Source organism: Deinococcus radiopugnans ATCC 19172 (assembly GCF_006335125.1).
Lineage (GTDB): Bacteria > Deinococcota > Deinococci > Deinococcales > Deinococcaceae > Deinococcus > Deinococcus radiopugnans.
Window position 1 is genome coordinate 173,246 of record NZ_VDMO01000006.1, and the last position, 12,685, is coordinate 185,930.

Genomic DNA, 12,685 nt, shown 5'->3' on the forward strand with positions numbered 1-12,685 from the left:
CTCGCCGTCATGACCACTGCCGTATCACCGCTGCCCGCCCTGCCCGGCGTGGGCGAACGCCTGGGCCGCTTCACCGTCGACCGCGTCGAGGATCTGCCGGAAATGCAGGGGCACCTGATCCTGCTGACCCACGAGAACGGGGCCAGACATGCCCACGTGGTGCGCGACGACGACAACAGCGCCTTTGGCGTGACCTTCCCCACCGTGCCGCGCGACAGCACGGGCGTGGCGCACATCCTGGAACACATCGTGCTGATGGGCAGCCAGAAGTACCCGGTGCCGGACCCCTTTTTCGCGATGCTGCCGCGCAGCCTGAACACCTTCATGAACGCGATGACCAGCAACGACTGGACGACCTACCCCTTTTCCACACGCAACGAGAAGGACTACTTCAACCTGCTGGGCGTGTATCTGGACGCCACCTTCTTCCCGCTGATGCGCTATGAGAGCTTCCGGCAGGACGGGCACCGCTTCGAGTTCGAGACGCCGGATGACCCCAGCACCGAACTGAAGTTGCAGGGCGTGGTCTACAACGAGATGAAGGGCGCGATGGCCGCCCCCGGCGCGGTGATGTGGCGGGCCTTCGGCAAGGCGCTGTTCCCGGATCTCACGTATGCCAACAATTCCGGCGGCTCGCCCAGCGACATTCCGGCGCTGACCTACGACAACCTGCGGGCCTTCCACGCCGCGCACTACCATCCCAGCAACGCCTTTTTCTATACCTACGGCAAGCTGCCGCTCCCGCGCATTCTGGACGAGATCGAATCGCACGTGATGTCGCGCTTCACGGCCCAGACGCTGGACGTCAGCATTCCCGATCAGACGCCGTTCACCGAACCCCGCCAGGAGCGCGTCACGTATCCGGGCAGCGACACCGAGCGCGGCACCCAGGTCAGCGTGATGTGGAAGCTGGGCCTGAGCAGCGACGCCGACGCCAACCTGCGCTGGAGCGTGCTGAGCGACGTGCTGCTGGGCAACGCGGGGGCGCCGCTGACCCGCCCGCTGATCGATTCGGGCCTGGGGAGCGCGCTGGCCGATCTGACCGGCTACCGCGACTCCTTCCGCGAGGGTGCGTTCGCCGTGGGTCTCAAGGGGCTGGGCGCGGGCAGGGTGCAGGAGGTTGAGGCGCTGGTGCTGGACACCTTGGGGGCCATCGTCGAGGAGGGCATCGATCCCGAATTGATCGAGAGCAGCCTGCACCAGTTCGAGATCGGCCAAAAGGAGGTCAGCAACTCGGGCTTTCCCTACGCGCTGGGCGTGATGTTCCGCCTGCTGGGGCCGTGGCTGTACGGCGGCGATCCGCTGACCGGGTTGCGCCTGGACACCCAGCTGGAAAAACTGCGCGCCGATCTGGCAGTGGGGAAAGTCTTCGAGCCGATGTTGCAGCGTGAACTGCTGGACAACCCCCACCGCGTCACGCTGGAACTGGCCCCCGATCCCGAACTGGTCACCCGCATGGAGGCGCAGGAGCGCGAGCTGGTGCAGAGTCTCAGCGCCGACTTCACCGATGAAGACCGGCAGCGCATCGTGGCCGAGAGCCTGCGCCTCAAGGAGTTGCAGGCGCAGGAGAATGACCCGAGCGTGCTGCCCACGCTGGCCCTGTCGGATGTTCCGGCCAGCATTCCCCCTGTGCCGTACACCACCGAGGAGGCGGGCCGCGCCCTCGTCGCCCGCGTGCCGCAGCCCACCGGCGGCCTGACGTATCTGGACGTGCAGGTGCGCCTGCCCGAGCTGCCGGACGACCTGCTGGAGGTGCTGCCCCTGTACACCTCCGCCGTCACCAAGAGCGGGGCGGCGGGGCAGGATTACGCGGCCCTGGCCCGGCGCATGGAGGCCGTGACCGGCGGCGTCAGCGCCAGCGCCAGCAGCGGCGTGCGCCCCGACGACCTGCACCGCCTGCGCTTGGCGGTGTCGTTCAGCGGCAAGGCGCTGGCCCGCAACGGGGAGGCGCTGGTGGACGTCATGCGCGACCTGATCGCGGCTCCCGAATTCACGCGCGAGCGGCTGGAGCAACTGCTCAAGCAGCGGCTGGCGGGCCTCAAGGCCAGCGTGGTGAATTCCGGCAATGCCTATGCCGAGCGCCTGGCCGCCGCACAGGTCAGCCCCGCCGCCGCCATCGGCGAGACCTGGGGCGGCCTGACCGGGTTGGACACCCTCAAGGGGATCGTGGAGGGAGGCGGGCTGGACGACCTGCTGAGCCGCTTCGGGCGCATCCACACGCTGCTGCTCTCCGGCCAGCCGGTGCTGTGCCTGACCGCCACCGAGGATGACCTGGGACTGGACCTGACGCCGCTGACGGCCCTGTTCACCGGGGACGCGGCTGTGGGCCGCCCGCAGCCACGGCCGCGCGACGGCGGCCCGCAGGCCCGCGTGACCGACTCGCCGGTGGCCTTCAACGCGGTTGCCTTCGAGACGGTGCCCTACACGCACGCCGACAGCCCGGCGCTGCTGGTGCTGGCGCGGCTGCTGAGAAGCGAGTACCTGCTCAAGGAACTGCGCGAGAAGGGCGGCGCGTACGGCGGCAGCGCCTCCTTCGATCCGCGCGAGGGGGTGTTCGCCATGTCCAGCTACCGCGATCCCAACATCGTCCGCACCTACCGCGTGTTCCGCGACGCCCGCGTTTTTCTGGACACTCCACTGGGCGAACGCGAGGTGACCGAGGCGATTCTGTCGGCCAGCAAGGCGCTGGACCCGCTGACCAGCCCCGACACTGTGGGCCGCCTGCGCTTCTTCGGCGATCAGGCAGGCTTCACGCCGGAGGTTCAGGAGGCGTACAAGACGCGGCTGCTCAACGTCGGCATGGCCGATCTGAAGCGCGTGATGGACGCTTACCTGACCCCGGAGCGCGCCGCCTACGCCCTGGTGGCCGGACGCGATCCCAACGGGGAAATGACCGAACTGGGCCTGAGCTTCACGGTGCAGGCGATCTGAACTGGGCGGGGGGTCATCCCCCATTGCCTGATCCAAGGGTGAGAAAAACGCACGGCCGGCCTGAATGGAAGCGGGACTTCATTCAGGCCGCCGGCTGTCAGGCTACGGGTATGTTCAATCAAACCAACCTGAAACGGCCCGCCGCCTCTTTCACCGCCGTCATTGGTCTGAGCCTGCTGCTGAGCGCCTGCGGGGGCGGCGGCACCGTGACCCCCGAACCCGACCCGAAACCAGATCCGAAGCCCACTGAGCAGGTGGGGCTGATCAAGGGGCAGATCGTGCCTAAACTGAGCGCCAAGGTCCGTGCCGAGGCGCCCAAGATTTCTACCGAGGTCAGTGCGGAAGGGAAGTTCGATCTGAAGCTTCCAGACGCTGACTCCATGAGCACCACCTATCAAACCGATCTGATCAAGGCCACCGAACTGTTCGGCCTGTGTGATGACAAGACCCAGACCGACGCGCCCGCCTCACTGCGCGTCCTGGCCATCAACAAGCTGCGCCTGGACGACAACGCGATCATCATTGCGCCGGTCAACCAGAATCCGGACATCTACAGCTACAAATCCTGGGTGTTTTCCGAGGTGGACGCCGCGTTCAGCTTTAAGGGCAATTGCGTGGGCCTGGACGAGGTGACGGCCAACGTGGTTCTCAAGCGCGGCTGGAACGTCTTTGACGCGCAGATCAACACCAAGACCAAGAAAACCACCTACGAGCTGGCCGCCACGCCCAAACCCGAGGCCACCGAGTACAGCGCGTGGGTGAAGTCGGGCGGCGGTACGCCCGCTCAGACGCTGGGCTACAACATTCTCGAACCCTGGAAGAACCTGCCCCAGTACCGCAACCGCTAACCTTCAGGACGGCAAAAGCCCCCGCACGTATGCGGGGGCTTTTCTCTTGGCTCGGCAGTTAGGGGTCAAACCTACGACCATTCGATTAACAGTCGAACGCTCTGCCACTGAGCCTGAAAACCTCGTCTCAGACAGCATATTCGGGCACCTTGCGATTGTCAAGTTTCCACAGGAGCACCTGACCTACGGGTGGGGGTTCAGGCCTCAGTCCAGCCCGCAAGATCCGATCCCATCACGCCTGCTCCACTCCAGCACCTCCAGGCAACCGTGAACCTTTGCCCTCCTGACAGTTACCGCATAGGCGGCTCGGAAATGGTGGCCTCTCTCCTCGCCTGCGCTGGTGAACCCACCAGCGATACGGCCCACCCCAACTTCGGCAACAGCAGCCAGACCATGGGCCTGCAGCCCGATCTGCGGTCTGGCGCTTTTTAAGTGGGTCTGGAATAAGAAATCAAGGCCGCCTTCGGGCTGCTTTCTACCGGTCGGCTGCCCACCAGCGGCGTCTGTGCCTTTGACTCTGTGCGCCGAAGACCTGGCGCCGTCTCGGACTCGTTCACTCCGTCATTGCAGATGAAGCGCCGCAGTGTGCTGCCGCACCTCCTGTCGGCGGCGCTTGACCACAGACATGCGTTCATCTGCCAGCTTCAGCAGCGCTTCGCCCACCCCTTCACTGCTGTGCGCGGCTCCCACACTCACCCCCTGCAAGGCGCCCACCTGACGGGCCGCCAGCACCGCCGTATCCACCGCGTCGTGGACAGCCTCCTCATCGAGGTCGTCCAGCACCACGAACCCGTCGCCGCACAGTCGGTAGACCTCGCCCGCCTGGCCCAGTTCCACCTTCAGGGTGCGGGCGAACACCTGAAGCAGCTTGTCGCCTTGGTCAAGGCCCTCACGGTCGTTAACCATTTTCAATCCGTCCAGGTCCAGCGTGGCCAGCAGGTAGGGGCGGCCGTCCAGATGACGCTGGATCAGGTCCTGGTACAGGGCGCGGCGGTTGAGAAGCCCCGTCAGCGGGTCTCTGCGGGCCTGTTGGGAGGCCAGCTCAGCTTCCAGTCGCCGGTCCAGGGCGCTGCGCAGGCTGCGTCCTGTCGCCTCCAGCAGCGCCTGATCACTGCCCCGCCAGGACATGACCGGGTTGTCCCGCAGCCGCATGGCCATCAGCACCGAGGTCGCCCCGCTGCGTACGCCCAGGGGCACCCAGGCAGTCTGGTGGACCCCGGCGGCCACCACTGCGCCCAGCGCGCCGGGGAAGGCCGGATAATTGTCGACATACAGAGGCCGGGTCAGGTCGCTGAGGGTGGTCGTGACCGAGTTGGAGCAGTCGGGCAGATGACCGGGCAGGGGCTGCGCGGCACGGGAGACCCGGGAAGATTCGTACGCCGCTTCCACCTGTAACACCTTGCCGTCGAAGAGCAGCAGGCCGATGTAGTCGGCGTTCAGAACGTCACCCAGCAGGTCCGAGGCGCTCAGGAGCATGTCTTCCGGTGACAGGTTCTGATCCATCAGCCTCGCGACGCCCTCCAGCACCCACGTCTGGTCCAGCCCGCGTTGCAGCTCGACGCTGCGGCGTTGCTGGACGTCGTGTCCACGGTCCAGCGCTGAGATGCAGGCGCGCAGCTCCAGCTCGTCCATCACCAGCGCGGCGAGGGCTTGCAGGTCTTGCAAGTTCTCCTGGGTCAGCGGGTGGGGCTGGTGGTCCGTGACGCACAGCGTCCCGATGCGGTGCCCGGCCGGGGTGACCAGGGGTGCCCCCGCGTACATGTGCACTCGCGGTTCGCTCATGAGCCCCGGGGACTGGGCGAAGCGTGGGTCGGCGTGCAGATGCTCGATGACCAGCGGCTCCGCCTGCAGGATGGTCCAGGCACAGATGGAGGCGTCTCGCGGCGTGGTGGTCTCACATACACCGTAGGTGGACTTGCTCCACTGGCGGGACTGGTCCACGAAGTTGATGGCCGCCGCCGGGGTGCCCAGCAGGCGGGCGGCCAGCCGGGTGATGCAGTTAAAGGCGTCCTCGGCGGGCGTGTCGAGGATCTCATAGTGCGCCAGGTTCAGCAGGCGGTCGTACTCGTCGGACGGAAGCGGAGCGCCGGTCATAGGGGTCAGCCTGTCAGCCCAGCTCTTGCGGCGCTCTGACAGGGCCTGCTCATGAGTGGGGGGCTGTTTGATTCGGTAGGCACGGGGGCCAGCGCAATGTCACCGGAGTGCATAGGAGCGGTGTCTATGTGGTACACCCAGCCCACGGTGGGGAGGCAGGAACGCCATGCAGGACGGGGCCTGCGAGGTCCGCGGCGGCGCCCGACTGCATAGCTTGACGCGCCCCGCATTCCGGGTTATCTTTAAGAAATCAAGGCGGCCTTCGGGCCGCTTCTTCCATGTCTGGCGCAGCCGGTCATGCCCAGGCTCGAGGGTCAGCGTCACGCGAACGCGGACGACGCCACCACCGTCAAAGAGTCGGTGGTTGGGCTGGGTTTGCCGTCCGCCAGCCTCAGCGCACGTGAGGCAGCGTGAACGAGAAGGTGGTGCCTGTCCCTGGCACGCTGTCCGCCCAGATGCGGCCCCCATGGCGCAGGATGATGCGGCGCACGGTCGCCAACCCGATGCCGGTGCCCTCGAACTCGCTCTGCCCGTGCAGGCGCTGGAAGGGGCCAAACAGCCGGTCCGCGTACGCCGGGTCAAAGCCCACCCCGTTGTCGCGCACCCACACCGTCCACGCCTCATCGCCCGCCTGCGCACCGATCTCGATGACCGCCCGCTCACGGACGCGCGTGAACTTCACGGCGTTGCTCATCAGGTTGGTCAGCACCTGTTGCAAGGTGGCCGCGTCCCCCATGACCTGTGGCAGCGGCGCCACGCGCCACTCGATCTGGCGGCCTGTGGCCTCGTCCTCGACGTGGGTCCTGGCCTGCTCCACCAGGGCCTTCAGGTTGACCCTGGCCTGGGACAGCGGGCGCAGGGTGCTGTGCGACAGGGCCAGCATGGCGTCGATCATGCAGTTCATCTGATCGGCGGCCCCCTCCATCACCTGGAAGGCGCGCTCCACTTTGTCGAGTTGCCCCTGGGCCATGGCGCGGCGGCCCATCTCCACAAAGCCCTTGACATGCCGCGCGGGGGTCCGCAGGTCATGCGAGACGCTGTAGGCGAACGCTTCGAGGTCCTCGTTGGCCGCCTGCAACTCACTGCGCTGCTCCTCCAGATCCTGCGCCTGCCACGCGCGTTCCAGGCCCAGACCCAGGCTGCGGCCCACCGCCTCGAACACGGCCTGGTCCTCCGGCAGCCAGATCTGATACTGCTTACTGCCGATGGCGAACATGGCGGTCGGCTGACCGTCCCGGAAGTACGGAAAGAAGGCCGCCGCGTGGTAGGACTCGGCACCCGCAACCAGTTCGTCGTGGGCCACCAGCTGGTCGAAGAACACCGCCTGCCTGGCCTCCACGGCCGCAGAGAGGCTGGGGCTCGACGCCGGCACCCCCGCGAGCAGCGCGTCGCGCAGGACGGGGTCCGCCACGTTGGTGTGCCGCGCACGCCACAGCCCACCGTCCCATTCGTAGTAGCCGGTGGACCACCCTGGCATGGAGGTCAGGAACAATTCGCTGGCCCACTCCGCCAGCTGGACCCGGTCCGTCTCCAGGCCGATGGCCTCGGTCAGCGTCATGAACGCTTCCAGGGCGCGCTGCTGTTCCTGGCCCAGGGCTTTGCGCTGCTGGGCGCTGTACAGCGCCTGATACACCGCCGTGAACAGTTGCCGCTGCTGCGCGGTCCACACGGCCTGCCCCACCAGGCCCACCGCGAGCAGCGCAACAGGCTGCTGACCCTGGAAGAATGGAGCCACGCCCGTCGCCTGGAACTGCTCGGCATACGGCATGCCCTGCTCTGCCGAGTTCCAGTGGTCAAAGAACTGCGGCGTGCGGGCGGCCACCGTCTGGGCCAGAAACGGCGTGTCCAGGGGCAGCCCGGACCGGACCAGCGCCATGAACTCCGGGGGGACCGCGTCGCTGACCAGGTCGGCCACCCAGCGCTCGCCCTGGCGCGTGAAGTAGAGCGCCAACAGGTGGGGGATGTGGCGGCGAAGCACGCCCCCGACGTGGCGCGCCAGCGCGGTCACATCATCGGTGGTGGCCGCGGCCTCACTCAGGGCCACGAAGGTGGACAGCACCTCGTTCTGTTGTTGGGCGGCCGCCAGGGCCTCACGCAGCCGGATGACTTCAGCCGGCAGTGTGTCAGGCGTCGAGAGGCCAGAGTTGGACATTGCCCGCCACTATAAGGCGCGCCCACAAGGTGGCTTGCATGCAGAGTCACATCCGCTTGAGCAGGGCTGAGCGTCATGACGCTCGACCGATCTGCACCGCGCGGACCACCCCCCCCGAGAGCTGGCTGTGCGGTGACGTCAAGGCCGGGGCGGTTGAGACGATGACCACGGTGGGCCTGACGAAGGTCGCCGGCAAGCGAGACGGACCTGAAGTCTGCGGCCACCAGAGAGCAGGTCAATGGCGCCTGCGTGGAGTCCATCAAGCTCTACCAGACGAAAAGAGTGTTGGTCACCCGGAAGGAGAACCAGGGGCACGGCGATTGCGAGAGGCGGCCCCATCTTCTGGCGGACTGATCCTGATGGACATGCCGGAGCGGTGAGCCCTCCGTTAAGGGTGTGGAGACGGTCAGCACACCAAGGGCTGACAATGCCGGGGCATCATCTGACCCGATCTGGCAGGCGTGGGGCTAGGCCCTCCTGGGCAGATCAGGGGAGCGCTGCCCACCCCTCCACCAACGGGCCGCGCGAGTGGGTCTTTGTCGGCCACTGGAGGGTTCGAGTCCTTCCGCCCACCACCACATTCCGAGAACGCCAGAGGCGCAGTTGTCGCTTCTGGCCTCTTTTCTGGACTCTGGACGGCCAGGACTCGTAACACAGGACAGCGTTCCGGGGTGGATAGGCAGGAAGACGCTGGGCCACCGCGAGACCCGGCGAAGTTCTTGCCGTGTTGCACCCGAAGGCCCCAGGCGTGTCCCCGGACCAGAGGAGTGAAGGGACGGGAACCGGCGGCTCGCGCGAGAACAGCCGCGCGGTCCCAAACTCCTCGGGACACACACGGGTCTGCCCTGGGTCCGGCCTGCGGCCATGTCGTCCCGATGCGTGGCCGTGCGAGTCACCTCAGGCTTCTCTGGCAGTCAGTTCGCGGGCTTGACCGGCAGCGGCTCGTAGACCTTCTTGGTGCTGCCGTTGCTGAAGGTGAGGCTGGCCGTGACGTTGATGCTGGTGTACACCCGGTCGGCCCGCGCCCGCACGTTCAGCGGCAGGGTGAAGACCAGGTTGTTGCCGCTGCTGCGGTACGTCGTGACCGGCCCGCCGTTGGACGGCCAGACGTCGGCATTGTCCAGGATGAGCTTGCCGGTGCGGCCCGCCTCGCGGTACTCCAACTCGTAGCGGAAGACGGCACTCACCGGCTGCGCGCCATTCGGGACCGTCTCGATGACCAGATCACACAGGTGGGCGCGTCCGGCCACCAGCCCAGTGCGCACCACGCCGCTGCCCACGTCCCGGCAGGTGGTGAAGTACCAGCGCGTGAACTTGGGCGCGGCAGCGCCGGAAATCGGGGTGAGCAGCACGTTGGGCGTGGACTGGCTCGCGCTGGCTCTTGACGGCCCTGCCGCGCAGCCGTTGATCTGCCGCCACGCGGTGGCAAAGCCGCCTGCGGGGAACGTGTAGGTCAGCGCCTGCCCGCCCGAGGAGCGGTTGACGCGGACCACCAGCCGCTTGCCGCCCACCAGCCCACCCACCACCTGGCGCACGGCGCCACTGTTGATCGCGAGGGCAGTCGTTCTGACGTTGTCGTTCTGATCGACGACAGTGTTCAGGTCCCGGCTGGCCAGCACGATGGGTGCGTCGCTGCCCAGGCGCATGGTCACGGCAGGCATCAGGTCGAGCTCGGCGTCCTGTTCGCTGAGCAGGACGTTTTTGGAGTTGAGCGAGGCCCACAGCTCGGGAGTCTCCCGGTTCGTGCAGCGGAACGTGATGAAGGTCTGCTCGGTCTGGTCATTGACCTCGTAGACGATCACGAAGCTGGTGTTGACGTCGGTGATGGGATCGGTGCGGCTGGAGTAGTAGGTCTGCGTGCCGGGCACCCGGTCGATGGCCTGCCCGGTTCCCAGCGCCAGGGCGGCCAGCAGGGCTGCCCCTCGGCCCCAGAAGCGCATGTTGGTCATGCGGCCATGATGCCCGCCATGCTGGGCCTGGGCAAGCAGATTTACTGGCCGCTGGTGGGGGTGTTGAGGCTCTGCTGCGGCGGCGGTCCACCCGGGGCATCTCCAGCCGCCTGACCGGGTTGACGCTGAGCAGCTCTTCCTTGAAGGCCCAGGTCAGCAGCGCACGCAAGAACCGGGCATGAACATGCACCCCGCCAGGAGCAGGCCCGTCAGCTTTAAGTTGGCGCAGAAAGGCCCACAGGTGTTACACAGTCAGAGCGTCGGCGTCTTGCGGAAGGCTATGCGCCTCCACGAACCGCCCGAACACCGTCTGGGTATTGGCGTAGTACCGCAGGGTGGCTGGGGTGCGGCGACGGGCCTGAAGATGGAAGAAGAACTGCTGCCAGAGTTCGTCGGTGGTCATACCGGCTCCTTCTGACGGGGTGTGCACAGACCCTCTGAGGAGCGCACGACCACGGACGCAGCCGAGGTGTCGTCCCTCGAGGTACACAACAAAAAAACCCCGTCACCGACGAGGTTTCCTTCATTTGGCTCGGCAGGTAGGGGTCGAACCTACGACCATTCGATTAACAGTCGAACGCTCTGCCACTGAGCTACTGCCGAACACTGGTCCTTCTCTGGTCCTGCACCCGAAAAAACCGTTTGGGCGCAAGGTGGCGGGCCGTTTCCGGCGCGAGAAGGATAGTATCATCCGCCTTCAAAACCTGCAAGTCCCAGCGCCGAAGCGTAGGCCGGGCGAGGCCCCTTACCCCTGGACCAGTTCGGCCTGCGCTTCCTGCTCCTGGCGGAACTGCAGTTCGTACAGGTCGCGGTACAACCCGCCCCTGGCCAGCAGTTCGGCATGCGTACCGTCCTCGACCACTTCCCCGGCATTCATGACCAGAATGCGGTCCGCGTTGCGGATGGTGGACAGGCGGTGGGCGATCACGAAGGTGGTGCGGTGCTGCATCAGGCGTTCCAGCGCGGCCTGCACCAGCGATTCGGATTCGTTGTCCAGGGCGCTGGTGGCCTCGTCCAGAATCAGGATGCGCGGGTCCTTGAGGATCGCGCGGGCGATGGCGACGCGCTGGCGCTGACCGCCGGACAACTTGACGCCGCGCTCGCCCACCACCGTTTCGTAGCCGTGTTCGAAGGCGCGAATAAAGTCGTGGGCATTGGCGGCTTTTGCGGCGGCCTCCACCTCCCCCGGCGAAGCGTCGGGGCGGCCGTACAGGATGTTCTCGCGTACGGTGCCGGAAAAGAGCAGCGTTTCCTGCGGCACCAGCCCCACCTGGGCGCGCAGATCCGTGAGCGGGTACTCGCGCACGTCCTGGCCGTCCACGCGCAGCGAGCCGCCGGTCACGTCCCAGAAGCGCGGAATCAGATTGACGAAGGTGGTCTTGCCCGCGCCGCTGGGACCGACCAGGGCCACGACCTGACCAGCCGGCACGTCCACGTTGATGTGCCGCAGGACCGCCGCGCCCTCAAACGCCGAATCGCCGTCGTAGGTGAAGCTCACGTCGCGGAACTCCACCCGGCCCTCGGCGCGGGCCAGCGGCAGCGGCGCGGCGGGGGCCGGCAGATCGCTGCGCTCGTCCATCAGCTCGAAAATACGGCTCGACGCGCCCAGCGCCTCCTGAAACTGGTTGAAGATACCGGTCAGCGCGGCCACCGTGCCGCCCACCTGCAGCGCATAAATCAGGAAGGTCACCAGATTGCCGGGGGTCATGCTGCCGGCCATCACCTGCCGTCCGCCGTACCACAGCACCACCGCCAGCGCCCCGAAGGTCAGGAAGCTCATCACGCCGCCCATCAGGGCCTGCAGGCGGGCGCGGCGCAGCGCGGCCAGGAAGCTGACCACGATGCCCTGGCCGTAGCGGTGGCGCTCTACACCTTCAGCGGTAAAGCTCTGGACCACGCGCACGCCGCTGATGGCCTCCTCGGCGTTGGCGTTGGCGGCGGCCACGGCGTCTTGCACCTCACGGCTGACCCGGCGGATGCGCCGCCCGATGAAGATGGCCGTGCCGATGATCAGCGGGATCACGGCCAGCGTCAGCAGGCTCAGGCGGGCGCTGGTCAGGACCAGCAGGATCACGGCCCCCACCAGACTGACCGACTGCGCGGCCAGCTGCGCCAGCGCCGTGCTGGTCACGGTCTGCACGGTCCCCACGTCGGCGGTCAGGCGACTGGTCAGGTCACCGGTCTTGTGATCCCCAAAAAAGCGCGGCGACAGCGTGAGCAGATGCGAGAACAGCGAACGCCGCAGGTCCGCCACCACGCCTGCCCCCACCCTTGAAAGCAGGTACGACTGCGCCGCCCCAAACAGCGACGACAGCGCGAAAATGCCCAGCAGCAGCAGCACGGTGCGGTCCAGCGGGCCGGTGTCGGTGCTGCCCACCTTGAGGAACGAGGCGTCGATCAGCCGCCCGAACAGCAGCGGAAACACCAGATTCAGGCCGCTGGAAATCAGGGTGGCCAGCGCGCCCAGAATGAAGATGACGCGGTAGGGTCTGGCGTAGGCCAGCAGCCGCATCAGTTGCCGGGGATCGCGTTTGGGACGGGGCGCGTCGGGGTCACGGGTGGAGGTGGGACGGCCAGGGCGCGAGAACATGGGTGCAGGGTACGCCTGTGCGCGGGGTCAGATGGCCGGAAAGATGACCAAGCCCATGCTGGCGGTCAGGCAGGCACGCGCGTGCTCACGTTTTCTTGCCCCATCGGAACCGGCCCCGGCC

Annotated in this window: 7 protein-coding genes and 1 tRNA gene; 2 read left to right on the forward strand and 6 right to left on the reverse strand. The window is 66.9% G+C overall.

Annotated features, from left to right (window positions below):
• Nucleotides 1-9 precede the first annotated feature (9 nt).
• Both FHR04_RS07355 and FHR04_RS07360 read left to right on the forward strand, forming a co-directional pair.
• The gene (locus FHR04_RS07355; protein WP_139402049.1) at nt 10-2,931 is read left to right on the forward strand and encodes an insulinase family protein; all 2,922 of its coding nucleotides are present in this window, start codon (nt 10-12) and stop codon (nt 2,929-2,931) included.
• Nucleotides 2,932-3,041: 110 nt separating this feature from the next.
• A complete protein-coding gene (locus tag FHR04_RS07360) occupies nt 3,042-3,779 on the forward strand; it encodes a hypothetical protein (RefSeq protein WP_139402051.1) in 738 nt (245 codons plus the stop codon).
• A gap of 561 nt (nt 3,780-4,340) precedes the next feature.
• Here the strand turns inward: FHR04_RS07360 and FHR04_RS07370 are convergent.
• From FHR04_RS07370 to FHR04_RS07390, 6 genes are all read right to left on the reverse strand, one after another.
• On the reverse strand, nt 4,341-5,873 hold the full coding sequence (locus tag FHR04_RS07370) for a sensor domain-containing diguanylate cyclase (RefSeq protein WP_139402053.1): 1,533 nt from the start codon (nt 5,871-5,873) through the stop codon (nt 4,341-4,343).
• Between the two features lie 391 nt (nt 5,874-6,264).
• The gene (locus FHR04_RS07375; RefSeq protein WP_139402055.1) at nt 6,265-8,025 is read right to left on the reverse strand and encodes a sensor histidine kinase; all 1,761 of its coding nucleotides are present in this window, start codon (nt 8,023-8,025) and stop codon (nt 6,265-6,267) included.
• Nucleotides 8,026-8,939: 914 nt separating this feature from the next.
• Nucleotides 8,940-9,974 carry a hypothetical protein gene (locus FHR04_RS07380; protein WP_139402056.1) on the reverse strand — a complete coding sequence of 345 codons (1,035 nt, stop codon included), beginning with the start codon at nt 9,972-9,974 and terminating at the stop codon, nt 8,940-8,942.
• Between the two features lie 244 nt (nt 9,975-10,218).
• Nucleotides 10,219-10,377 (reverse strand): hypothetical protein, encoded by a 159-nt coding sequence (locus FHR04_RS20940; protein ID WP_170213885.1) that lies wholly within the window; start codon nt 10,375-10,377, stop codon nt 10,219-10,221.
• Between the two features lie 125 nt (nt 10,378-10,502).
• A tRNA-Asn gene (locus tag FHR04_RS07385) sits at nt 10,503-10,577 on the reverse strand.
• Nucleotides 10,578-10,719: 142 nt separating this feature from the next.
• On the reverse strand, nt 10,720-12,564 hold the full coding sequence (locus FHR04_RS07390; RefSeq protein WP_139402058.1) for an ABC transporter ATP-binding protein: 1,845 nt from the start codon (nt 12,562-12,564) through the stop codon (nt 10,720-10,722).
• Between the last annotated feature and the right edge of the window lie 121 nt (nt 12,565-12,685).

Bases quoted from the DNA above. Each gene is read 5' to 3' on its own strand.
- FHR04_RS07370 (WP_139402053.1), bottom strand. From the start codon at position 5,873: ATGACCGGCGCTCCGCTTCCGTCCGACGAGTACGACCGCCTGCTGAAC.
- FHR04_RS07380 (WP_139402056.1), bottom strand. From the start codon at position 9,974: ATGACCAACATGCGCTTCTGGGGCCGAGGGGCAGCCCTGCTGGCCGCC.
- FHR04_RS07355 (WP_139402049.1), top strand. From the start codon at position 10: ATGACCACTGCCGTATCACCGCTGCCCGCCCTGCCCGGCGTGGGCGAA.
- FHR04_RS07360 (WP_139402051.1), top strand. From the start codon at position 3,042: ATGTTCAATCAAACCAACCTGAAACGGCCCGCCGCCTCTTTCACCGCC.
- FHR04_RS20940 (WP_170213885.1), bottom strand. From the start codon at position 10,377: ATGACCACCGACGAACTCTGGCAGCAGTTCTTCTTCCATCTTCAGGCC.
- FHR04_RS07390 (WP_139402058.1), bottom strand. From the start codon at position 12,564: ATGTTCTCGCGCCCTGGCCGTCCCACCTCCACCCGTGACCCCGACGCG.
- FHR04_RS07375 (WP_139402055.1), bottom strand. From the start codon at position 8,025: ATGTCCAACTCTGGCCTCTCGACGCCTGACACACTGCCGGCTGAAGTC.